A 24,376-nucleotide genomic window follows, 5' to 3' on the forward strand; every position below is an offset into this window, starting at 1 on the left:
TTGTAGCCATTTTTTTTGTTTCTTTAGACCTCATTCTACGACTTATGAAACTAAAATTAGCACTCGCATTTCTACTAAGCATCTCATTTTCATACTCTCAAACTCAAGGAGTAGCTTTTCCAACTGTAGGAAAAGGAGTTTCTACTCCATTTGTTACGGATTATCATGCTCTCGGAATTAATACATCTGCTTTAGGTTGGAGACCACGTTATGCAGGAAAGAAGTTTACGCTTGGAACAACCGAAATGGCATTTGGTGTTTCTTCAGATTCATTGAATTCAAAGAAATTGATGAATCTTAGTAAGACGCTAATCAATGCCGCTCAACATAAGAATCCAAATGAAATTGATTATAAAAGACAAATGGAATCTGTTGGTAATTATGCGGAAGCTGGTGTTGCTATCAATTTTGACTACAATTGGCTTGGATTCTCTTATTACAATGAAAAATTCGGAGGAATTGCCTTCAATATTCGAGAAAGCTATAGCTGGTATTCCAAATTAAATTCTCAAACTACAGATTTGTTGTTTAGAGGAAAAGTCTCTTCCGTTTTTGATTCATTAACGGTTGTGTATGGCTCAGATACTTCTCGAATTGCAAATAATGCGAATATCTCTCAAGATACTTTGAATAATGTCATCAGTGGTTCATTAAATGTACCAATTCAATTGAGTGCGCTAACGAAAGGAACACAAATTCAAATGCTTTGGAGTCGAAGCTATAATATTGGATATGGACGAAAGTTATTTGGGAAAGATTCTGTTTTTGAAGTGTATGCAGGACTTGGAGCTCGATTAATCACTTCAATGGCCATGTTTAATATGACTTCTGATGAAACTGGAATTCGGATGTTCAGCTCCATAACGCCAACTTTCGATATTAATTATGGAAATGTAAGTGGATCGAATGTGAAGACTAAAAGCAAAGGTCTTGCTCCTGTCATGGGAACAGGATACGGTATTGATTTATCGGCAAGTCTCATCCTTTTTAACAAGTTGAAAATTGCCGTAGCGGTTAATAATATTGGATCAGTAACCTACAAACGAAATGTTTACAAAGTAAAAGACACCTTATTTGCATCTTTTGAATTGGGAGGAGTGAATAGTGATAATATTACACAATCGGTCAACCAATTGGTTCGCGATAACGGATTATTGACTTTAGAAGGGGAGCAAAAATACACGGTAATTAATGCCTCTGATTTTAGATTTGGGGTGAGTTTTGATCCAATAAAATATGTCCGAATTGGTTTAGATATTGTGGCACCATTCAATAAAGAAAACCCAGGATCTCTTCAAAATCCCGTTTATTCGGTCGGGGCAGATATTATTCCAGTGAAATGGCTTCAATTTAGCATTGGGTATTATGGTGGAGGAATTTATAAACACAATATGCCACTTGGTGTGACTTTTATTCTAAAAGATGGTGCATATGAGTTTGGAATTGCATCTCGTGATGCTTTAAGTTTCTTCTTGAAAAATGGGACAAGTGTATCTGCTGCTTTAGGATTTGCGCGAGTAAGATTCTAGTTCAGAATATCTTTCAATTCATTTAAGATAAGAGCAGTTGCTCCCCAAATAAGAATTTCTCCTTGTTGGAAATGTGGAACGCGTTTCATTTTGAAATCGGAGCTAAGTTCTAAATCGATTGCTACAATTGATTCTGGTTTGTATAGATTGATTAAATCTAATTCGTAGATGTGAGCAACTTCGCGCTCAGAGGCTACGTAATCAAATGAATGGGTGTGAGCGTAAAAGATGTAGGGAGTGATTAGAAATTTGCTTACAGGAACGAAAAGTGGCGTTAATTCTTTTAAAAGTTCAAAGGAACTTGCGTCAATACCTATTTCCTCATAACATTCTCTGATTGCAGTTTCCAGCAGATTACGATCACTTACTTCTTTTTTTCCACCTGGAAAGCTGATTTGTCCACTGTGAGAGCCATCGTAATTTTGCCTTTTTGTGACAATAGTAGACAACTCATTTTTAGCATTGTGAAATAGAATAATTGCCACTGCAGCATCTCGATAGGAAATACCACTCTTTAATTGTTCCAAAGAGCTACCTCGGAAAGGCATAAAAGCTAAATGAGATTTTTCTCCAGGTAATTCCTGAGAGAATTTTTCAAGTAGTTCTTCGTGCGTCATTTTGCTTTTCGAATACTTTTTAAAATTCGTTCGAAGTCATCATACGTGTAATTCATTATTGGCTTACTACTAATCCATTGAAAAACGTAATAATTATCGGCTACTTTAATCGTTGAGGTTGCGTAATAAGTTTGAGTTCCATAATCGCCATCACCAGCAACTGTTTGAATAACCCCCTTTTGCTTTAGACTTTTCGGAAGTTCTTTCTTGATGGAAATTCCAGCTTCATTGAGTGATTCATACCGTCTCCAAACATAAGCATCTTGAAAGGTATTTAACAAATCATTTTCAATACCATATTCTGATACAAATGCTCGTTTTAGGTCTTTTTTATCAAAGCGCTCTACGGAAAAGTAGATGTTTAGAGCTCCACAATTGCGTGTTAAAGAAGAATTTTTTACGGTGTGTAAATGAGAAAAATGACGAGTAAAACTTGATGGTAATTTGAAAGATATTCCTTCGTATTTAAGTGTTTTATCTAGTTTTAGATTAAAGTGGTTGGTCTTAAATTCTTCTCGAATTTTTTTATTTTCTTTATCAAAATCAGGGCATCCAGTAAGACAAAAAGTGAGGGAAAACAAGATCAATAATCGATAAAGCATAAGACGTATTTCGTTTGACTAAAATTGATTTGGTATAAATATAAAAAAAAAGCCCCGATATTGATGATCGGGGCTTTTTAGATTAGATATCTATTTTAGCGTATTTCGCATTCTTTTCGATAAACTCTCGTCTTGGCGGAACTTCATCTCCCATTAGCATGGAGAAGATTTGATCACACTCAGCCGCATTTTCAATCGTTACTTGGCGAAGTGTTCGGTATTCTGGATTCATGGTTGTATCCCATAATTGCTCCGCATTCATCTCACCCAAACCTTTGTAACGTTGCACATTTACAGAAGAATCTGCTCCGCCACCTTTTAATTGATTGATTAATATATCGCGTTGATCTTCATTCCAAGCGTAATCTGATTTTGCTCCTTTTTTCACTTGATACAATGGAGGAGTAGCGATATAGATATAACCTAATTCAATTAACTCTTTCATGAATCGGAAGAAGAATGTCAAAATCAACGTTTCGATATGCGATCCATCCACATCAGCATCACACATAATGATGATTTTGTGATAACGTAATTTTTCAATATTCAATGCTTTTGAATCCTCTTCAGTTCCAATGCGAACACCCAAAGCAGTGTACATATTCTTAATCTCTTCATTTTCGAAGATTTTGTGATGCATTGCTTTTTCAACGTTCAAAATCTTTCCGCGAAGTGGCATGATTGCTTGGAAATGACGATCGCGTCCCTGTTTTGCAGTTCCACCCGCTGAATCTCCCTCGACGAAGTAAATCTCGCAAAGAGAAGGGTCTTTTTCAGAGCAGTCAGCCAGTTTACCTGGTAAACCAGAACCAGTCATCACGTTCTTACGTTGAACCATTTCTCGTGCCTTACGAGCAGCGTGACGAGCTCTAGCAGCTAAAATTACTTTATCAACGATAATTTTAGCTTCATTTGGATGTTCTTCTAAATAAATAGACAACATTTCTGAAACCGCTTGTGAAACGGGGGCTGTAACCTCACGGTTACCCAATTTTGTTTTTGTTTGTCCTTCGAATTGTGGCTCTTGAACTTTTACCGAAACAACTGCTGTTAATCCTTCACGGAAGTCATCACCGTCGATTTCAATTTTTTCTCTTGCCAACATACCACTATCAGTAGCATATTTCTTCAAAGTATTCGTCAAACCACGACGGAAACCGGATAAGTGTGTTCCACCTTCGTGTGTATTAATGTTGTTTACGTATGCTTGAATGTTTTCTGTGTATGACGTGTTGTAAGTTAAGGCAACTTCCACAGGAATACCTTCACGCTCACCTTCGAAATAGATAACATCAGCCACCAATGGCTCCCGGTTACGATCCAAATATTGAGCAAACTCACGCAATCCACCTTCAGAATGGAATATAGTAGACGTAGGATTTCCATTGTCATCTAATTCACGCAAATCCGTCATTGTGATTGTAATTCCTTTATTTAGGAAAGCCAGCTCACGCATACGAGCACACAAAGTATCGTAATTGTATTCTGTGTTTTCGAAAATAGTTCCATCTGGCTTGAAGGTTACTTCAGTTCCATGTTTGTCAGAATTTCCAATTTCACGTACTTCGTATAATGGTTTTCCAATTTGGTATTCTTGTTCAAAGATTTTTCCATCGCGATGAACCACTGCATGTAAATGAATAGACAAAGCATTCACACAAGAAACCCCAACCCCGTGTAATCCACCAGAAACTTTGTAGGTGTCTTTGTCGAACTTCCCACCAGCGTGGAGTACTGTCATTACAATTTCTAACGCAGACTTTCCTTCTTTCTTTGTAATACCAGTTGGGATACCACGCCCGTTGTCTTTTACTGTAATCGAATTGTCTTCGTTTATCCAAACTCCAATCGTATCACAATGACCTGCCAAAGCCTCATCAATGGAGTTATCAACAACCTCGTAAACAAGGTGATGAAGCCCTTTGATTCCAATGTCACCGATGTACATGGCTGGACGCTTACGAACAGCTTCTAAGCCTTCTAATACTTGAATATTATCTGCAGAATAATCCTGATTCTTTTTTTCTTCGCTCATAAATAAATTGCTTAAAAAATGCACTTTTCAATGCAGAACAAATATACGAAATTTAAGCCGTTTTTCCTTGCTTGAAACGGTGCTAATGCCTAGTACTTATCAACAAAATATTAACGTTGAAAGCAAAAAAAGCTCCGATCAAATCGGAGCCTTTTGCCTTAATCCTGAATCTTAATTCGGATCATAATATCCTGTTTCTTTTTTATATAACATTCTACCGCGAATTCGTTGTTTCCAAGCTCTACAATTCGTTTAGGTGAAAATTGGAATAGCTCGTAGCTTTGAGCATCTCTTGTGTCAAGGATAGAGAGTTTTTTAACGACGCCAGATTCTTTATTGAGCTGATAAGCTGTTAAGAAACCGCCCCTTCCTTGTTCATGTCGTGCAGGAACTTTGTTTTCAGCTAATTCCAGGTTTTTAACATTGTCCAGAAACATGATGTAATAATTATCTTTCGATTCGACTAACTTGTAACTAAGTTCACTGTTTCTAAAGAAGTTTGCACCAATGAAACCGCTAAAGCTAACGAATCCGAATCCAGAACCACCAGAACTACTATGCTGTCTTTTCGGAAGTTTCTTCATGTAAGCCAATTCTCCGTTTTTGTCCAGTTTAGCCGCTAACATTTCTTCGAAGTAGTAATCGTAAGTAGTTGTTCCTGTCTTTGTGTCAGTATGGCTAACTACGTAGTATTTCTCAGCAGCAAAGAAGATGCTTCCGTCATCGTGGATCAGGATATCACGTAATACCATGTTGGTCATTCCCAAATCCTTCCCTTTGTCTTCTTTTTTCTCCAGTTTTTCCTGGCTTCTTTGAGACATGTATTGTTTGATCAGTTCCAATGGGATTTCAAACGACTTAAAATCGGATTGTGTTCCATCTTTTGCCAAAGAACAGTAAAAAATACCGTCTGTTTGAATTCCTCTTTTGTTTCCGTAGAAACCTGCGATCATCAACCCATCGTTTTTACCTTCGAAGAAACTTGCCTGAGTAACAAATTTTCCATTCACATTGATGTTTGATGCATTTACTTCTACTCCGGACTCGGAAATTGCGATCAATTGGTTGTCGAAATTAGGATTGCCATCACGGTCAAATTTTCTGGTTTCACCATCCTTCATCACTTCTGACAAAATGAAAACATCTCCGTTTGAACCTATCGCGTAATCGATATTGTCCATACGAGCTTCCGTGTATGGCATTTCAACATCTTTCCCCCATGATTGTTTCATCCCCTTAGTATCGAAGACATACAAACCGATTACATCTTTGTTTACTTTGTCATTGCGGGATTCCGGTTTCTTACGGAAACGTACCAACAATTTAGAGTTATCAAAGGAAGTAGCTAATTTGAACTTATTTCCATCTCCACCCGTAACTTTTCCGGCTACAGAAATAATACGCTCACCTTCGTTTTCGAATTCTCCGGTTTTTAAGTTGATTGCTCTTACATAAAGTTGTTCTACCTTGTTTGGTTTGTCCCAAACAGAGTAAAGCAGGTAAACAAAATCTTCTGTTTCGATATCATCTTCGTAAACGGTCCCGTTTGGAAAATCTTCATATAATTTACTAGATTCCTGACCCAACGGTGAGCCTGAGAATTTTTGAATGGTAACCGAACGGCTATTCATTTTGAAAGATATTACACCTCCATCTCGAGAAGTATAACTTTTTACTGCAGCGTCAACAACAGGGTATGGTTCACCAACTTTGTATTCAAATTCTTTTGAAGTGGTGATTTTTTCATCTTGTGCTAATACTGAGCTTACAAAGGTAGCCCCAATGAATGCTAAGGTAGCGAGGTTTTTAATCTTCATTTGTATGTTTGTTATTTGTTTACAATCCAGGACACAATCTCTTCAGAAAGCGGTTTTGTTGAAGGCGATATTACTTTAACCAATTTGCCTTCCTCATTGATTAAGTATTTTTGAAAATTCCATTTAACAGAATTATCTGAAACTCCATTTTTAGATTTTTCTGTTAAAAACACATACAATGGATGCATTGTTTTTCCTTTCACGTCAATTTTGCTCATCATTGGAAAACTAACACCGTAATTCTTTTTACAAAACTCCTTAATTTCATCATTTGAACCAGGCTCCTGAGACATAAAATCATTAGAGGGGAAACCTACAATGACAAAGTTGCTGTCTTTGTAAGTATTGTATAGTTTTTCCAATTCTTCATATTGAGGCGTTAATCCACATTTAGATGCAGTATTCACGATCATAATTTTTTTTCCTTTTAAAGATGCCAAATCAAATTCCTTGCCATCAATATCAGTAACTTTAAAATCGTATATAGTTTGACTATTACCAATAATGCTAATTAGAACCAATAAAGAAATCAATATCGTTTTCATATTCAGTTTTTTAATACTTACTTATCTCTTAAAAGAAACTTTTTTTTAAAATTAACGAATAAGTGTATATGAACTATCAATTACTGATTTTTTCATTAATTATTTCATTTTTTTCAAGTGCTCAAGTAACAGGTGTTTGGAAAGGAGTATTGATAAAAGATGGACAAAAAGCTGACCAAGCATCGATTATTTATTTCGACTTAGGGAAAGATCCAATTTCAAGAGAGGATGTGACTGGAAAAGAAGGTTTCGCCGTTCGAATGCTCAAAGTTGAGTCGAAAGGTAAAACAGTGAAGGCCAAACAAACTACCATTATAAAGAAAACTGATGTTTATGGTAATCGCTGGTGTACGCTTAATTTTGATTTAGCTTTTGTGGATAGTACGGGCTATTTACAAGGGAGATTTTCTAGCTTGGAATGTAAAGGCGTTTCTGGGAAGGTGATTTGTTTCAAGATTAATGAGAAAATTTCCAGAGAAAAAATGAGTGTTGAACTGCAATCGTGGAGGTCTATTTTTGTGGATGATGTGAAAAATGGACGCAAATCAAAAGAAATCAGGGATTTGGAACGTAAAAATTTCGACTTCAAGCCGATTTATTTTGATTATGATAAATCAGATATTAGACCTGAGTTTGAAAGCTTCTTAAATCGAATCGTTTATGTAATCAATAGTCATACAGATCTACGTGTAAAAGTTACTGGAAATACGGATGCTGATGGATCTGATCAATACAATGATGGTTTGTCAGAGAGAAGGGCAGAAGCAATCATTGCCTTTTTTGTCAAGGCTGGATTGAAAAGAGATCGAATTGTCATAGATTTTAAAGGAGAAAAGAATCCTGTTAGTGACAATAATTCCGATGAAGGTAAGCAGTTGAATAGGAGAGTAGATTTCGAGTTTATTTAAGCCAAATCATCCACGAAGTCACGATGTTTAATTGTTTGTAAATTGTTCTCAGAATCAATTAATTTGTTGATCCTTGGCTGAATGAACCAAACTCCAACTGGAAAAAACCAAATCAAAAAGAATTCACCAATAAACTTCCAAAACGGAAGGTTTTTCTGATGTTCTGCTATTTTTATCGTTTTTGCAACGAAAAATAATGTGTGCATGATACAGAACATACTGAACATATGAAGAAAGAAAACAATTATTCCAAATAAAACGAGTCCAGCAACCTCTCCTGGATTAGGATTAATTGAGTTTTTAAAAGACATGGATATAAATAACGGGAGAATGACGCACATATAAATTGCTGGTATGATAGTAAAAGCTTTGATTCTATTCATCGGAAGCTTAACAATACCAGAAGGGATTAGGGTGCTTATTTTGGTTAACACATTCCAAAACCATCCAAATTGAACGAGGCCAGAAAGCATCCCGATAATAGGGAAAAAGATTAAAATCCAACTAATTTCACTTGGGTCTTTGGGTGGGTTATTAACTGTGGCTACTATCAGGGTAATGAATAATGCAATAAATAAAACAAATGGTATAGCGACCAATGGAATAAATAATTGCCAGTGTTTTGCGCGAAGAAAAATTGAATTCATAAATACTGATTTGTATAGTAGCGAATATAATGAAAAAACCCTGATTCCATATGAGCGGAATCAGGGTTTCTAATTTTTATATTGTCAGCTAAGGCTGACGTTTATCGAAAACGATGTTTTCTCTTATTTGATAAATGCCATAGAAGCATCTTCAGCATACTTCAAGAACTCACGATCTTTAGCAGCTTTAGCTTTCCATGCAGCATCTTTACCGATTGCATTTTTCAAGTTGCTAACTAAGTCAGTCAATTTGCTTTGACGAGCAGCAGCGATTGCTTTCAAGTAATAACCTTGACCTGATTCTTTATCATTTGAATCGTCAATAGTTTTAACTGCAGCAGCAGCATCACCATTCAACAATTGAGCAAGAGCTTTGTTGAAAGATGCATCACCAAATGCGCTTACAGCCTCTGAATATTTACCATTTTGGATAGCAATGATTCCTTTGTTGTAGTTTACTTCGTCACCAGCACCACCAGCTTGACCGAATAAATCTGCAGCTTTTTTACGATCTCCACTTACTCCAGCAACAGCACCTAAGTTGTTTTTAGAGATAGCGTTGTCTTTTAAACCATTTGCTTTTTCGAATTGAGATTTCGCTTCAGCAACTTTACCTTGGTTATACAATACAACACCAACGTTGTTTGCAGCACGGTAATCAGAAGGATCTTTTTTCTCAGCCTCACGGTACAAACGAGCTTTCTCGTTTAAGTCTTCAGTCAAAGTAGCTGTGAATAACAATTCTTCTAAAGTCAATTTTTGTGGATCTGAAGTAGAAATAGCTTTCAACTCATCGTCAGAATAACCTGTCAAATCATATACAACACTTACTTCAGCACGACGTAACAATGGGAAGATGTTTTTGTCTAATTCTGTAAATGATTTACCTAAGTTTCTCATTTCAGTCTCACGTTGATTTGGATCAGCATACATTTGAAGTACACGTAAAATCAAATCTTTATCTTCTTGTTTGATACTTGTGTTTTTTCCCAATTGAACTTTGAAACCATCAAAATCCTCACCACGACCAGCTAGGTTGTAAATTTCACCTGAAGCTTTTTCGTTTTTAGCTTTTTTAGACACTTCAATCATTCCAGCTTTACCAGAATTCGCACGGTCAGAAGACAATGTTTCATTCTTAGCAACTTCACCCTCTGGAGAAGCAAAACCCGTAATATTGATTGATTTGATATTGATTTTAGGATTTGATTGAGCAGCAGCTAACCAATTTCCTAAATTTACGATATCTGTATCTTTATATTCTGTTTTACGAACATCATATTTAGCTTTCAAGTAGTTGAATTGAGCAGGAGCTGTATGCTCAATTACTCTTTTGAACTCATCTTTCGCGTAAATACACTTGAAATCTTTGTTTACTAAGTAAGGAGTGATAATAGTACCTTTTGCGATTTCTGTATCTGCAAATTTGTCTTTTTTCTCTTTACCTCCTTTGAATACTTTACCAGTGATGATTAATTCAGTATATTCAAACTCAGGTTTGTAAGCAACAACATCTGTATATGTCATTGTTCCTCCTGGTTTGTACTGAATGACAGTACCGTTTGCTGTTGCTTTCTCTCCTTGTACTGTTACAGTTTTTAAAGCTGTTCCAGCCAATTTTGGAGTTAATTCAGCATATGCTTTCTTCTTGATTCCCTTCTCTGGGAATTTAACGTCAACTTTTACGCGTACACTGTCAGCGTGCATCTCAAGAGGGCTTGGAGTTACTGTGTAATCCAGATCCTTTAAAAGATCACAACTTGAAACAAGCGAACCAGTTACAGCGATAAAAGCTAATCCTTTGATACTTTGCTTTTTCATATTCAATTGTTAGTTACTACCTTAATAAAATTCCTTGCAATAATAATCATTTTTTTTAACCTGAAAAGATTAATTGCTATTTATTCATTGACAAGTGGAGGATAATGAACGACGAATGGTGTTTTCAAGTCTTTAAATCTGTTTTTTAGTTCCGTAAAATTTGTGGACAAAGAGGTGAAAAAAGTGTCGTTAACTAATTCATCCATTGGGATGATTACAAACTGTCTATCAGTAAGATAAGGGTGTGGGATAGTTAACTCAATAAGGTTGATTTGTTGATTTTTGAACAATAAGATATCAAGGTCAATTACACGGGACTCATACCCGATTTTGAGTTTCTTTTTTCTGCCCATTTTTTTTTCCACAAATTGAAGGGCTTTTAAACAATCCATTGCATTCATTGAGCTGGAGCATTCAAACACGGTGTTTAAGAAGGTATCTGATGTTTCAAATCCCCATGGTTCTGTTTCATAAATGGAAGCTGTTCGAATAACAACGATATTCATTGCTTTTAATTCCTCAATAGCACTTTGAATATTGTGTAAACGATCTCCCAGATTTGTTCCAACTCCGATATAAATTAAATCAGTGTAGTTGGTGGTTTTATCTCTTGCCATTTATATCACTTATTTTCCTTTCGATGGAGTAAAGTTAACTTACATCATTAAAAATAGATTCTCTTTTTTATTTGAACGTATATTTGTTTCAAAGTTATTTCAATATGTCTACAGTTAAAATTTCCTTTTGGCGCATTTTTTGGCCAACACTTGTCTCTTCCATGATTTTATCCGTTTTTGGATGGATTTTTTGGTTAATTGTTTTTGGATCTATATTCGGCAATGAGCCTGATTCAAAAGATTCAAGTGTGTTACATATGACTCTTGCTGGTGCAATTGGTGAAAGAAGTTCTTCGAGTATAAATCCTTCAAGCATTTCGATGGATAAAACTACTGGCTTGGCAGATATTTTGATGGGCTTGGAAAAAGCAAAAGAGGATAAAAGAGTGAAGGGGATTTATTTGGAGTTGGGAAATGTTCAATGTGGTTATGCAACGGCAATGGAAATTCGCAATGGACTGAAGGATTTCAAAAAATCAGGAAAATTTATCGTTGCTTATTTGAACGGTGAAGTGATTACTCAAAAGCAGTATTACATCAGTTCTGTTTCAAATGAAGTTTATGGTTTTTCAACATCTGCGATGGAGTTCATAGGTTTGGGTGGAGAATTGATGTTCTTTAAAAATACATTTGACAAATTAGGGATTGAAATGCAAGTAATTCGCGGATCAAACAACGATTTCAAAAGCGCAGTTGAACCTTATTTTAGAACAGATATGAGTGATTCTAGTCGCGTGCAAACGCAACGTTACATGAGTTCTATCTGGGAAGATGTGCGTTCTCAAATTGCGGCTGATCGAAAAGTAACTGCTGCTCAATTGAATGACATTGCTGAAAATGCGAAAATTCAACGAGTAGATGATGCTGTAAAATTAAAATTGATTGATGGTGCGAAATACCGCGATGAAGTGGAAGAAATCGTTTTGAAAAAATCAGGCTTAAAAAACTTGAAAGATATCATGGCGTTCGAAGATTACGCGAAAAAAGGATTTAAGAATAAGCAATTGGCATATTCCGACGGATCTGCTACTGCAAATATTGCTGTAATTGTTGGTGAAGGAGGAATTACTGTTGATGGAGATGAAATGACTTCTGATGAAATTTGTAAGTATTTCAGAGAAGTACGCAATGATGATGATATTAAGGTAGTTGTTTTTAGAGTGAATAGCCCTGGAGGAAGTGCATTGGCATCGGAAGAGATTTGGAGAGAGGTCTCTTTAACTACCAAGAAAAAGAAAGTGATTGTTTCCATGGGGGATGTTGCAGCATCTGGTGGTTATTATGTCGCAACTCCAGCCTCAACCATTTTTGCTGAGCCAACAACTATTACTGGTTCTATTGGAGTATTTGGAGTGATTCCATACACAGGTGGATTTATGGAGAATAAGTTAGGATTGACTTTTGATCGTGTTCAAACGAATAAACACAGTGTTTTGTCTACGAATCGAAAATTGTCTCCAGAAGAATTGACGCTTATTCAAGGGGAGGTCGATCAAATTTATTTACAATTCAAAAAACGTGTAGCTGATGGTCGTGGATTGAAAATTGATCAAGTTCACCGAATCGCGAGAGGTCGCGTTTGGACAGGCGCAGATGCATTGAAGATTGGATTGGTAGACAAATTGGGTGGATTCAATGATGCTTTGGCTTTTGCGATTAAAGAAGCGAAAGTAAAAAAAGCGCAAGTGATTTATTACCCGAAAGTGAAAGAAGATCCAATTGAAGATTTATTTGAGCAATTATCTAAGGAAGACCAGGAATCCGTAAAAATCAAACAAAATGCCGTTCCGAAGGTGATTGAAGACTTAACGAAACGATTGATGAAACTAGATTCGTATACTGGGATTCAAATGAGAATGCCTTTCGATATTGATTTACATTAAGAATTACCGCCGAGGCGGATAAAATTTGAAACAGTAGGGGTGGTCTCGCGCATGCGAGATTCGCTCCTATTTTTTTTGAATTTTGAATTCATCATTTTGAATTGAAGTGCTTTTATGCGTTACTTTTGCGTCATGATTGAACACAACATTTCTTTAAAGCCTTACAATACTTTTGGTATTGACGTCAAAGCAAAATCATTCGGACGTTTCGAATCGATTGAAGAATTGGAAACCCTTTTATCTGAAAGAGATACTGAAACTCCTATTTTCATTTTGGGTGGGGGAAGTAACGTCTTACTCACTCAAGATCTTCCTTTTTTTGTCATTAAGAATGAAATTTCAGGGATTGAAGTGGTTCATGAAACGGAAAAAATGATCCAATTAAAAGTGGGTTCAGGAGTCGAATGGCATTCTTTTGTTAGGTATTCTGTAGAAAGAGGTTGGGGAGGAATAGAGAATATGAGTCTGATTCCAGGGAGCGTTGGAGCAAGTCCAATGCAAAATATTGGAGCTTACGGAGCGGAGATGAAGGATACATTCGTTTCTTTGGAAGCGTTTCATATCGAATCATTGGAGTTGCATCAGTTTACGAAAGAACAATGCGAATTTGGATACCGCGAAAGTGTTTTCAAAAGAGCATTAAAGAATCAATATGTCATTGTTTCTGTTACCTATCAATTGCTGAAGAACCCGATCATTAATACAACTTATGGCGCAATCCAGTCTGAAATAGAAGTGATGGGTGTTGAAGAAATTACCGTTGATACTGTTAGTCAGGCGGTGATGAATATTCGTAGAAGTAAACTTCCAGATCCAAAATTCTTAGGCAATGCAGGAAGTTTTTTCAAGAATCCTGTTGTTTCTAAAGAAGTTTTCGCTCAATTGGCACAAAATTATCCAGATGCACCTCATTATCCGCAAGAGTCAGGAGAGGAAAAATTGGCAGCTGGTTGGTTGGTTGAAAAAGCGGGCTGGAAAGGAAAGCGTGTAGGAAATTGCGGTGTACATGAAAAACAAGCGTTGGTTTTAGTGAACTATGGTGAAGCAACTGGTTCAGAGATTTATGATTTATCGACCGTTATTATTGAAGATGTTCAGTCAAAGTTTGGTGTAACTCTGGAGCGAGAAGTAAATATTTTATAAATCGGAATTTAAATGAATAAAATTGGGTTTTGACTGAATATTTATGCTTGCATAATGATTGAATTTAGTTTTAGGATGAGTTACGTGTTTTTGGTGATTATTTGTAAATATCAGTAAATAAGCGGTTTGTTTCGGCGAGTGTAAATGTTATAATTCGAACAAATTTGATTCGTACATAAAAAGTTCATAGCTTTTAGATAGTTAATAATGAAAGTCATTGTTAAGATCATCTTAAAACACACTGCTATGAAAACTACAAGTACCATTTTAGCTTTTCTTTGCATAAGCTTACTAGGATTCTCTCAAACTAACACCCTTACCTTGATTCAAAAAATGAGTGATTGCGCACCTGTTACTCAGCGATTAATTCAGGCAAATTATTCTCCAGAGGAACAATTGTCTTTAGAAAAAGATAGCCGCAAATTGGCGAAGTTGAATTATGTCATGGCGCAATCTTATCGTTTTGCTGATAATCAAATGGTTCTTCGCTCGCAAAGGCAATTATTTGATGCAAAAGCATACGAATCTTACCGCAAAAAAGATCGTCGCGTGACGGTTTTTGATTCTCTTACTGGATTATATGTCGAATTGTTTTCTTGGAATGAAATGGATGTTCAATTTTCACAGATTGATATCCAATACGATGTTGCCTCGAAATAGTAGTTACTAAAATGATATGAGGGCTGCTCGAATGCTTGTGCTGAAGCTTCAGCGTATTCGCAAAGAATGGCCATTTTTTTAGAAATGTTCAAATGTTCAAATGTTCAAATGTTCAAATGTTCAAATGTTCAAATGTTCAAATGTTCAAATAAATTTCCTTAAACAACTTTGAACCTTATTTTGATCTCTTTCTACCAACTATCGCTAGTTCCGTCTTCCTCATTGGCTTCATCCAGGAGTTTTTTCCAGTTATAGGATAGATCCTCGGTGTCTCTTAGAATGGCTGAATAATCTCCTTTGCTAATTTCAATTTTCTCGATATCGTAGCCTAAGTATAGCTCAATTTCTTCCAACATTTTTTCTTCTTCCGAACTACAGAATGAAAGTGCTTGACCTTTATTTTCTCCACGACCAGTTCGTCCAATTCGATGCACGTATTGCTCTGGCTGATCGGGTAAATCATAATTAATGACGTAATCTACTCCTTGAATATCGATTCCTCTTGCGGCAACATCTGTTGTGATGAGGATTTTGTTTTCGCCTGATTTAAATCGTTCTAATACTGCGAAGCGGTCTTTTTGCTCGATTCCACCATGCAATGCTTCTGAGTGAATTCCAACGCGTTCCATTGCTGCAACAACACGTTCACAGCGCACTTTTGTTCGTACAAAAACAACGTATTTAAACTCTTCGTATTCCTTGATGATGTTTTCTAAAAAGAAGCGCTTATCGTCCATTTCAACAGTAATAGCTCCGTGTTCTACATTTTTGGAAACGGGGTCGTCGGGTGAAATTTGAATACGAATCGCATCCCGTACTAAGTCATAAGCCAATGCTTTGATTTTCTTGTCAATGGTTGCCGAAAAGAACATTGTTTGGCGGTTTCGCTGAGGAGATAGCTTGTGAATTGCTTTCATGTCGTGTGCAAATCCTAAATCCAACATGCGATCGGCTTCGTCTAACACCAAAAATTGAATGGAATCCAAAGAAAGGTGGCCTTGCGAACGCAAATCGAATACACGGCCTGGTGTCGCAACGATTACATCCGTTCCTCTTTTCAGTTCTTGAATCTGTTTGTCTTGCTCCAATCCTCCTAAAATAGCAGTGATTCGAATATTGGAGCCAACTCCAATACTTTCAAATGCGTCTTTAATTTGTTCAGCGAGTTCTCGTGTTGGAGCCAAAACAATGCATCTCGGACTTTTTGATTTTGGTCTCGAAGTACTCAGTTTATGAATAATTGGAATGGCAAAAGCAGCTGTTTTTCCTGTTCCAGTTTGTGCAATTCCAAAAACGTCTTCTCCATTGAGAATTGGAGATATGGCTTTAAATTGGATATCTGTAGGTCGTTTAAAACCCAAGACTTCTAATTGTTTTTTGATCTCGTCGGAAATGGGATAATCTGAAAATCGCATGGAACACTTTTTTACAAAGTTAACCCAATTATCTCATTCCCTAACAGAGCAGTTGATTCCGAAATGGTATATTTGCTTTATGTATATTCCAAAGGAGTTTGAAGGGAATGATCGGGAGTTGATTCTAAGGTTTTTAGAAGGACACCCTTTTGGTGCTTTGACGGTGAATGGATCGGATGGTTTTCCAGCAATTGTTCACATCCCCTTTACCACTGAATTTGAGCAATCTACAAAGTGTTTGGAGTTTCATGTAGCCAAGGAAAATTCAATAGTTTCGAGTATTTCTAATGCGAATCAAGGAAAACTGATTGTTTTAGGTGCTCACGGATATATTTCTTCTTCGGTTTATACACACGTCAATGTTCCAACATATAATTATGAAGTGGTTCATGTTTCAGGAAGAATTGAACGATTGACGGATCTAGAATTGAAAAATCATTTGACCAAGTTAGTCGATTCGTTTGAAGTGAACCGAGAAAATAAGGTTCATATCAATCAGTGGCCAACGGATTTAGTAGATTCCTACATACAAGAAATTGTTGGGTTTCGAATCGAAATTCAGTCTTTGGAGGCTGCTTTTAAATTGTCTCAAAATAGAAATGAAGTTGATTTTAATCGAATTATCACTGATTTGAATACAAGAACTTCGACCGATCAGCAATTGGCTGAAGCAATGCAACAAACCAAATGTCCCATTCAATGAAAAACACCTTATTCCTCTTTTCACTAGTTGTTCTACTTTTTTCATGTACGACTAAAAAATCAGAAAATAATCCAGATGATGTAAATGGATTTCAATATGCACGTTTGGTTTCAATTGACCAAAAATTGGGATACAAAGAGTTGAGTGTAAAAAACCCAAAGTCGTTGAAAATCGAAAATCGGTATGCATTGATTCCAAGAAATTCTAAAATGAAGCGACCTGAAAATATTAAAATCATTGAAGTTCCGGTTCAAAACATGGCAGCGCTTTCGACTTCTTTTGTTGGAATGTTGGATGCGATTGGAGGAATAAAATCGATTAAAGCAACGACTGAAAAGCAATACATTTCGAATAAAGAACTCGTGAAAGGTATAAATGCTGGAAAAGTACTAACAGCAGGTTACGAAACAGCTTTAACTCCAGAAGCAGTATTGAAAGCAAAAATCCCATTGATTATTTTCAGCGGTTTTGGTCAGCCTTTTCCAAACGAAGAAAAATTTGCACAGCTAGGAGTTGTTTGTATGGCAAATTACGATTGGGAAGAAAAACATCCACTTGGAAAAGCGGAATGGATCAAAGTTTTCGGAGCTTTAATTTGCAAGGATAAACAGGCTAATACGTATTTCAATCAGGTAGTTGAATCTTATTTGAAAATCAAAGAAGAAGCAAAAGGAATTACTCAAAAGAAGAAAGTCATTGCAGGCGGATTGGTCGGTGATATTTGGTATGCTCCAGCAGGGGGTTCATTCATGGCTGGAATTATGAAAGATGGCGGCCTGAATTATTTTTATAAAAAAACCAACGGTACGGCAAGTGTTACTCCAACTTTTGAGCAAGTTTTCACAGATGATCAGTCCTGTGATATTTGGATCAATGCAGAAGCATCTTCACTGAATAAATTGTTCCAATTGAATTCAAAATTCGAGTATTTTCATACAGTTCAAAAAGGAAAAGTATACGGTTATATGCACGATCCAAACTATTATTGGGAATACAGTCCTGTAAATCCCCATTGGCTTTTGGAAGATTTTATGCATATTGCAAAAGGAGATACGAAAGCGAAATTACACTTTTACAAACAGCTGAAGTAGGAACTTTATGTGGAGAAAGCATTTGATTTCATTAATCCTGTTTGTTGCAATTACGTTGATTGCAATCGGTTTTCCACACGGAGATGATCCTTGGTTTTCATTCTTAGATACAACCAATAATCAGGCTTGGCAACTTTTTGTTATTTACCGAATTCCAGAACTATTTATTGCAATCATTGCTGGGTTTGCATTGTCGATTGCTGGGTTATTGCTACAGACAACCCTCAATAATCCGCTTGCAGGCCCCTCTATTCTTGGACTTACAGCAGGTTCACATTTGATGGTTGCGTTAACAATTATGGGAAGTTCAATTTTAGGACTGGAAATTTTGGATCTAGGAATCACTATTTCTGCTACGATTGGTGCTTTGATTTTTGGATTGCTGATTTTGGTGATTGCTACTCGAATTCGCTCCATGGTTTCTTTGCTTTTGGTGGGAATGATGTTGGGAACCTTTGTCTCTGCAATTACTAATATTATTCTGATGAAAGCAGATGCGAATAGCGTGAAGGCTTTTTCTATCTGGGGAATGGGTTCTTTACAGCAAGTAAGTATCGACCAAATTCCTTTGATTAGTTTGCTGTTTTTAGTCGGAATTGGCTTGGCATTTTCAGTGACAAAACCACTAAATGCACTCATTTTAGGAGAAAAACCTGCAGCTGTTTTAGGGGTTAAAGTTAAGCAAACGCGCTGGAAAGTCATATTTGTAGTTTCCTTGTTGGCTGGATTAGTTACAGCTTTTTGTGGCCCTATTGGATTTATCGGTTTAATCGTTCCCAATTTGGTGCGTATGTTTTATAAAACGGCTCAGCATGGTCATTTGCTCCTAGCTTCTGGATTAATTGGTTCAAGCGTTATGGTTTTGTGTGTTTTGCTGATTCGCATTTTTGAGCCGATTATGGTTTTACCCATCAATAGTTTAACGGCTTTGCTTGGTGCTCCGATTGTGCTATTTCTTTTACTTAAAAACATTCACAATGCTTAAGTTTGAAAATTGCAGTATAGGACACGAACAACGGTTGTATGAAATTCTTAGTTTGGAACTCAAACAAGGAGAATTTGTTGCGTTAATTGGAGCAAATGGATCGGGAAAATCTACCTTGATGGACTCATTGGTTCAAGGCAAATTTTCGAATGGAAAAGTAAGTTTTGAAGGTCAAGATTGGAATGATTTGAAGCTTCTCGCAAGAGCACGAAAGATTACCTTGGTTGACAATCATTTTTTAGGTTTTGATTATCTAAAAGTGAGTGAATACTTAGAATTAGGTCGACATTCCTATACTGGATTTACTGGTCGTTTATCTCAGGAAGACAAATCAATCATCCAAAAATACATCCAAACACTTCATCTGGATTCTCTGTTGGATCAATCTACTTCCACTTTGAGTGACGGGGAGCGACAGCGTGTTGGAATTGCCAAAGCATTGATTCAAGAGACTCCAATTGTTCTCTTAGACGAACCGACAGCTTTTTTGGATTATCCAACGAAGAGAGAAGTGATGTCTTTATTGGGAAGCATTGCTAAAGAAAGCAAGCGATTGGTTATTATCGCATCTCATGATATTGACTTTTGCATTGAATTCTGTTCGAGAATTTTGGTGATCGAAAAGAATTCCAAGACTCTGCAATCTCATCAATCAATCAATCACGATGAATTGGTGAAACAAGCTTTTGGAATTTAACTCAAAATTATCCGGCCCAGTTTTCTCGGTCTAAATTTCGCAGCTGAATTGCTTCCGATAAATGAACCGTTTCGATGTTTTCAGAATTGCTCAAATCGGCAATTGTTCGTGCAACTTTTAAAATGCGGTCATAGGCTCTAGCAGAAAGTCCCAAACGATCCATAGCCTGTTTCAATAACTGTTTTCCTTCAGCTGTGATTTCGCAATAATGAGTCAATTCTTTGCGCTGCATTTGCGCGTTACAATGAGTACTGGAATTTTGATACCGATTTAACTGAATGAGCCTTGCTTGGATAACACGTTCTCGAATTTCAGCACTGGTTTCTGTTGGTGCGTTGAATGCTAGATCATCAAAAGAAACAGGAGTTACTTCTACATGAAGGTCAATACGATCTAATAGTGGTCCAGAAATTTTGTTGAGGTAACGTTGAACCGTCCCTGGTGCACACGAACATTCTTTTTCGGGATGATTGTAATAGCCACATGGACAAGGATTCATTGCTGCAACGAGCATAAAACCAGCTGGGTAGTCTACGGAAAAGCGCGCGCGAGAAACAGTAACTGTTCTATCTTCCAAAGGTTGTCGCATTACTTCCAATACTTGGCGTTTGTATTCGGGAAGTTCATCTAGGAATAGAACACCGTTGTGCGCCAATGAAATTTCTCCAGGTTGTGGATAAGATCCGCCTCCAACAAGAGCAACATCTGAAATAGTATGATGGGGTTTACGAAATGGTCGTTGAGTGACCAAGCCGTTGTTTTTTCCAATTTTTCCAGCTACGGAATGAATTTTAGTTGTTTCCAAGGACTCTTCGATACTCATTGGAGGAAGAATCGTCGGTAATCTTTTGGCGAGCATCGATTTTCCTGCTCCTGGAGGTCCAATTAGAATCACGTTGTGTCCGCCAGCGGCTGCAATTTCAAAAGCTCTTTTGATAGCGCTTTGACCTTTTACATCTCTAAAATCTACTTCGTTGTCTTGTAATTGTCGATTGAATTCTTCTTCTATATTGAATACTTCAGGATTAAATTCCCTTGTTCCATTGAGAAAATCAATCACTTCTTGCATGTTTTCCATTCCATAAACATCGATTCCTTCTACAATTGCTGCTTCAGACACATTTTGCTTGGGAAGTAGAATTCCTTTGAATCCGTCTTTTTTTGCTTGCATCACAATGGGTAAAACGCCTTTCATCAATTGCAAGGTTCCGTCTAAGGACAACTCGCCCAAAAGAAGAAACTGTTCTAGTTTCAAAATTGAAATTTGCTCAGAAGCTGCCAGTATTCCAATTGCAATTGCCAAATCGAACGTTGAACCCTCTTTTCGGATATCAGCTGGAGCCATATTAACTGTAATCTCTTTTCCCGGATAATTGAGGTTGTTGTTTTTCAGAGCAGCTTTAATTCGTTGATGACTTTCCTGAACGGCTTTATCTGGTAGTCCAACCAACATGAAATTCACTCCATTTGCTATGTTCACCTCAATAGTGATTGTTGTTGCATCAATCCCAAAGACAGCGCTTCCAAATGTTTTTACTAGCATAATTGTTTCGTTTTTTACTTTAAGGTAAGTATAAAGTTCATTTGAAACAACTATTTTGATTATTTATTAATCATTAATAGATTAATTTGAAATCATAAGTATTAAGCCTTTGTGCAGATTACAAACAGATCTAGACCCAAATCAGGATTTTCGTTCAAATGAAAATTTTTATGACTGATATCCAGGAATTTACCTTGCTGACAATGAATCATTTTTTTTCTGTTCAAACGATTTAGAAGTTCGTAAGGAATACGAAGTAACATTGCAGGGAGTTTGTATTGCAACCCGAAGAAGTCAAAACGCATAATTTGTTTGACGGATTTCTTGTTTTCGAAATGGTATTTCCAAACAAGTTCATTTCCTTCAATTCCCTTCATATCTACTTTACAGAAAAACATTTTCAACAGAATGGTCAATCCGATTGAATCATACTCCCGGATATGCCATGGATTCCGGGAAATAGAAAAACGTTTGTTGATAGTACTCATGTGAAGTTTACCACCAGGTTTTAGGATACGGTGAATTTCTTCTAGAAATAGCTCATCCTGTTCAATGTGTTCTATCACTTGAAAAGCAATAATGTGATCAAAAGAGTTATTTGCAAAAGCACTTAAATCAGGAAGTGTGACTTGCTGAAAATTGCAGCTTGGATAGTTGACCTGAAGATCGTCGACTAACGATTTGTTTTTATCAACTCCAGTATAGCGGATCTCGTCAGACTGGAAATAATCAACTCCGCGTCCCCAGCCGCAACCCAATTCTAGGATTTCACCTTTCAACTGTGATGCAATTTGAATGTAAGGGAATAAAAGGCGTTCATGAAGAGGCTTGTCTGATACAATGTGATTGCTTGTGATTTCTGTTTTAAAGTAATTCATAACTCAAGTTTTATGATGGAGATTTATACTGTTTTTTTCAAGTGGAACTTTGAGTTTGTAGGTGGTTGATTTCGTTTTGTTTATAAATAATGAAGCAATGAAATACCATTCCGTTATAGCTGATGTGCTATGACGGGCAAAAAATAATGAATTGGAATTTGCTGTACTTCTTAGATCTAAAGCTTTAGTCCAACTCCGAACTGAATTCCCCAGGAAGAATATCTTCTTTTTAGGAGATCATTGGATATGGCTGGATTAATCATGGATTTAAAGGTTGGATTGATGAAAATATGCCATCTGTTGAAGTTTCTCCTCACTTCCAGTTGGATGAGGTAAGAAATATTGAATCTGACGGCCTGGTATTCCATAATTTCAGTGAAATCTCCATTTGGGAAATTTCCTCTGTTTTTGGCTATTCCGAAATTGAACTGTGCGCCAAACCTTGGAATCAGTTCGTAATTGCCCAATTCGAAACGGTATCCGAAATGAATCGGAATGGAAATCCAGGAATAAGTATTTTTAAAGGAAGTTCGTTGCGAAGTCGAATCCTGAAATTGATAGTTATGATTGATTGTTGTATCGTGTATTTCCTGAACCCAATTGCCTAATGAATCTAGAACTAAAATGGTGTCAATGATATGTTCTGAGACTGTTGAATCTTTTAAATAGTATTTATTGATATCAAGGCTGTTTTTTTCTCCACTCTGTGCATAAGAAAGCCCTGAACCGAAAGTGAAATTTTTGTAGGACAAATTCCCATTTACTCCGAATGAAGCAGTCAGAATGGAAGATTGATTTTCGCTCAACTTATCAAGATACGTTTTATTGGTCGAGACGTCCTTGATGAAATTTGCTCCCAAACCACCGTACAATTGAATTTCTTTTCTCCAGTTGTTATTTGGTTTATTTTTTGTTTCATCATCCGAATCCTCATTTGAAGTTGTAAGTGGATTGAATGTTGTATCAGCATGGTTAAACACAAGTGTGCTATCCTTTTCCATTTTGGAAACGATTGTCGAATTAGATTCTGTACCAGCGGAATCTTTGACGTCATCTTTTGGATTGACTGTTGTGTTTCCTGAAATGGATTTGTCCGATGTCTTATTTAGATCATTCAAACTTACTGGAACTTGACTATCTGGATTGCCCGCATCAACAATCTGACCGTTCACGTTGTTTTTACTGATTTTTGACTGAATGTATTTTTGAACATACAATCCGATCTGAACTTGTTTTTCTACAGCTTGTTTTTTTGTCTGAATAGTAGCCGTGGAAATACAATCCGCTTTCTCAGTTGTTGTATCGAAAATGGTCATTTTACCTTCTGTTATACTCAGCGATATTTTACCAAATCCTGATTCAGGGTTAATTGCTGTATAAGATTGTGAAAACTTATAATTGGTTGGTTGAGTAAATTGTTTGGAGCTGGATAACGGAAAAGAAGGAGATTGGAGAGAAAAGAAAATGACCAGTGACACCCCTGTGATGCATAGTAATCCTGTGAACAACCAAAAGAAAATCCGTCTTTTTCTCTTAGAAGTATCCAAACGCTGGTTTAAATCTTCCAGAAATGCTTCAGGAATGTCGAAAGACCTTTGATTCAATGAGTCATTGAACAGTTTGTCGATATGATTTTTATCTTTTTTCAAAACCGATCTTTTTAGTTTGGGTAATCTCAATCTGTACCTTCAATTTCTTCCGTGCTTCTTTGATGTGCCATTTAACGGTTTCATAGGAAATCTGGAACTCTTCCATGATTTCTTTGGATGAATACCCGTCAATGGCATATAAGTTGAAAACCATCTTCGTAGCCGGGGGCAGTGTGTTCAGCATTTGCTGTAATTCTTCTGCTTCAAAAGTCAGATCAATCTCAGGTTCTTTGCTCAACGCATTGTTTTGATAATTGTCATTGTACTGAAACAGCTCTTTGTATTGTTTGTTCTTTCTGAAATCATCGATTATTTCTCGTTTAACAATCTGTTTAGCCCAGGAAAAATAAGCTGTACCAATTTGAAACTGATCGATCCCGGAAATGATTTTCATAAAAGCATTATTCACAATTTGCATCTGATTTTCCTTGTCGTTTGTATAACGTACGGCATTCCCCATTAACACCTGAAAAGTGTGGTGATATAAATCCAGGATGACTTTTCGGTCACCTTTTTTTACAGAGGAAATGGTATCAGTGTTTAATTCGAACAAGATTAGACTCTTTTAATAAAAAAACTTAAAAATGAGGT

General features: G+C 36.6%; 22 protein-coding genes. 9 read left to right on the top strand and 13 right to left on the bottom strand.

Annotation, left to right across the window (positions count from 1 at the left end; genetic code table 11):
• Positions 1-44 precede the first annotated feature (44 nt).
• Complete coding sequence (locus FLUTA_RS12560; protein WP_043023805.1) at positions 45-1,529, top strand: DUF5723 family protein; 1,485 nt, start codon at positions 45-47, stop codon at positions 1,527-1,529.
• Here FLUTA_RS12560 and FLUTA_RS12565 read toward each other — a convergent pair.
• From FLUTA_RS12565 to FLUTA_RS12585, 5 genes are all read right to left on the bottom strand, one after another.
• Positions 1,526-2,146, bottom strand: a complete 621-nt coding sequence (locus FLUTA_RS12565) for an NUDIX hydrolase (protein ID WP_013687258.1) — start codon at positions 2,144-2,146, stop codon at positions 1,526-1,528. The two genes, FLUTA_RS12560 and FLUTA_RS12565, sit on opposite strands and share 4 nt — an antisense overlap.
• Positions 2,143-2,748 (bottom strand): hypothetical protein, encoded by a 606-nt coding sequence (locus FLUTA_RS12570; protein WP_013687259.1) that lies wholly within the window; start codon positions 2,746-2,748, stop codon positions 2,143-2,145. Before FLUTA_RS12570 ends, FLUTA_RS12565 begins: the two co-directional genes overlap by 4 nt.
• A gap of 82 nt (positions 2,749-2,830) precedes the next feature.
• The gene (gene gyrB / locus FLUTA_RS12575) at positions 2,831-4,783 is read right to left on the bottom strand and encodes a DNA topoisomerase (ATP-hydrolyzing) subunit B (protein ID WP_013687260.1); all 1,953 of its coding nucleotides are present in this window, start codon (positions 4,781-4,783) and stop codon (positions 2,831-2,833) included.
• A 158-nt stretch (positions 4,784-4,941) separates the two neighbouring features.
• Positions 4,942-6,600, bottom strand: coding sequence for a hypothetical protein (locus FLUTA_RS12580; protein WP_013687261.1), 1,659 nt, complete (start codon positions 6,598-6,600; stop codon positions 4,942-4,944).
• A gap of 11 nt (positions 6,601-6,611) precedes the next feature.
• Positions 6,612-7,145 (bottom strand): glutathione peroxidase, encoded by a 534-nt coding sequence (locus FLUTA_RS12585; protein WP_013687262.1) that lies wholly within the window; start codon positions 7,143-7,145, stop codon positions 6,612-6,614.
• 68 nt (positions 7,146-7,213) lie between these two features.
• Between FLUTA_RS12585 and FLUTA_RS20830 the strand changes: the two genes are divergently transcribed.
• Entirely contained in the window at positions 7,214-8,053 is an 840-nt protein-coding gene (locus FLUTA_RS20830; RefSeq protein ID WP_013687263.1) for an OmpA family protein, read from the top strand.
• Here FLUTA_RS20830 and FLUTA_RS12595 read toward each other — a convergent pair.
• The 3 genes from FLUTA_RS12595 to folK all read right to left on the bottom strand — a co-directional run bounded on the left by FLUTA_RS12595 (position 8,050) and on the right by folK (position 11,138).
• Positions 8,050-8,700, bottom strand: a complete 651-nt coding sequence (locus FLUTA_RS12595) for a hypothetical protein (protein WP_013687264.1) — start codon at positions 8,698-8,700, stop codon at positions 8,050-8,052. The genes FLUTA_RS20830 and FLUTA_RS12595 overlap by 4 nt on opposite strands.
• A gap of 123 nt (positions 8,701-8,823) precedes the next feature.
• Positions 8,824-10,521, bottom strand: coding sequence for a tetratricopeptide repeat protein (locus FLUTA_RS12600; protein ID WP_013687265.1), 1,698 nt, complete (start codon positions 10,519-10,521; stop codon positions 8,824-8,826).
• A gap of 80 nt (positions 10,522-10,601) precedes the next feature.
• A complete protein-coding gene (folK, locus tag FLUTA_RS12605; RefSeq protein ID WP_013687266.1) occupies positions 10,602-11,138 on the bottom strand; it encodes a 2-amino-4-hydroxy-6-hydroxymethyldihydropteridine diphosphokinase in 537 nt (178 codons plus the stop codon).
• A 104-nt stretch (positions 11,139-11,242) separates the two neighbouring features.
• Here folK and sppA point away from each other — a divergent pair, with 104 nt between their 5' ends.
• The 3 genes from sppA to FLUTA_RS12620 all read left to right on the top strand — a co-directional run bounded on the left by sppA (position 11,243) and on the right by FLUTA_RS12620 (position 14,824).
• The gene (sppA, locus tag FLUTA_RS12610; protein ID WP_013687267.1) at positions 11,243-13,021 is read left to right on the top strand and encodes a signal peptide peptidase SppA; all 1,779 of its coding nucleotides are present in this window, start codon (positions 11,243-11,245) and stop codon (positions 13,019-13,021) included.
• A gap of 132 nt (positions 13,022-13,153) precedes the next feature.
• Positions 13,154-14,164 (top strand): UDP-N-acetylmuramate dehydrogenase, encoded by a 1,011-nt coding sequence (gene murB / locus FLUTA_RS12615; protein WP_218916775.1) that lies wholly within the window; start codon positions 13,154-13,156, stop codon positions 14,162-14,164.
• A gap of 246 nt (positions 14,165-14,410) precedes the next feature.
• The gene (locus FLUTA_RS12620) at positions 14,411-14,824 is read left to right on the top strand and encodes a hypothetical protein (protein ID WP_013687269.1); all 414 of its coding nucleotides are present in this window, start codon (positions 14,411-14,413) and stop codon (positions 14,822-14,824) included.
• Positions 14,825-15,015: 191 nt separating this feature from the next.
• On the opposite strand, the gene FLUTA_RS12625 is transcribed toward FLUTA_RS12620, so the two are convergent.
• Positions 15,016-16,239 (bottom strand): DEAD/DEAH box helicase, encoded by a 1,224-nt coding sequence (locus FLUTA_RS12625; RefSeq protein ID WP_013687270.1) that lies wholly within the window; start codon positions 16,237-16,239, stop codon positions 15,016-15,018.
• On the opposite strand from FLUTA_RS12625, the gene FLUTA_RS12630 reads away from it, so the two are divergent.
• The 4 genes from FLUTA_RS12630 to FLUTA_RS12645 are packed head-to-tail and all read left to right on the top strand — an operon-like array spanning position 16,238 to position 19,715.
• Positions 16,238-16,942 (top strand): FMN-binding negative transcriptional regulator, encoded by a 705-nt coding sequence (locus FLUTA_RS12630; RefSeq protein WP_052301378.1) that lies wholly within the window; start codon positions 16,238-16,240, stop codon positions 16,940-16,942. The genes FLUTA_RS12625 and FLUTA_RS12630 overlap by 2 nt on opposite strands.
• Positions 16,939-18,033, top strand: a complete 1,095-nt coding sequence (locus FLUTA_RS20835) for an ABC transporter substrate-binding protein (protein WP_013687272.1) — start codon at positions 16,939-16,941, stop codon at positions 18,031-18,033. The genes FLUTA_RS12630 and FLUTA_RS20835 overlap by 4 nt, the downstream gene beginning before the upstream one ends.
• 7 nt (positions 18,034-18,040) lie before the next feature.
• Complete coding sequence (locus FLUTA_RS12640) at positions 18,041-19,018, top strand: FecCD family ABC transporter permease (RefSeq protein WP_013687273.1); 978 nt, start codon at positions 18,041-18,043, stop codon at positions 19,016-19,018.
• Positions 19,011-19,715 carry an ABC transporter ATP-binding protein gene (locus FLUTA_RS12645; RefSeq protein ID WP_013687274.1) on the top strand — a complete coding sequence of 235 codons (705 nt, stop codon included), beginning with the start codon at positions 19,011-19,013 and terminating at the stop codon, positions 19,713-19,715. The genes FLUTA_RS12640 and FLUTA_RS12645 overlap by 8 nt, the downstream gene beginning before the upstream one ends.
• A 7-nt stretch (positions 19,716-19,722) precedes the next feature.
• On the opposite strand, the gene FLUTA_RS12650 is transcribed toward FLUTA_RS12645, so the two are convergent.
• The 4 genes from FLUTA_RS12650 to FLUTA_RS12665 form a co-directional block, all read right to left on the bottom strand.
• On the bottom strand, positions 19,723-21,258 hold the full coding sequence (locus FLUTA_RS12650) for a YifB family Mg chelatase-like AAA ATPase (protein ID WP_013687275.1): 1,536 nt from the start codon (positions 21,256-21,258) through the stop codon (positions 19,723-19,725).
• A gap of 101 nt (positions 21,259-21,359) precedes the next feature.
• Positions 21,360-22,136, bottom strand: a complete 777-nt coding sequence (locus tag FLUTA_RS12655; RefSeq protein WP_013687276.1) for a class I SAM-dependent methyltransferase — start codon at positions 22,134-22,136, stop codon at positions 21,360-21,362.
• A gap of 176 nt (positions 22,137-22,312) precedes the next feature.
• A complete protein-coding gene (locus tag FLUTA_RS12660; RefSeq protein ID WP_013687277.1) occupies positions 22,313-23,785 on the bottom strand; it encodes a hypothetical protein in 1,473 nt (490 codons plus the stop codon).
• Entirely contained in the window at positions 23,772-24,338 is a 567-nt protein-coding gene (locus FLUTA_RS12665) for an RNA polymerase sigma factor (protein WP_013687278.1), read from the bottom strand. The genes FLUTA_RS12660 and FLUTA_RS12665 overlap by 14 nt, the downstream gene beginning before the upstream one ends.
• Between the last annotated feature and the right edge of the window lie 38 nt (positions 24,339-24,376).

It is taken from the genome of Fluviicola taffensis DSM 16823 (assembly GCF_000194605.1).
Lineage (GTDB): Bacteria > Bacteroidota > Bacteroidia > Flavobacteriales_D > Crocinitomicaceae > Fluviicola > Fluviicola taffensis.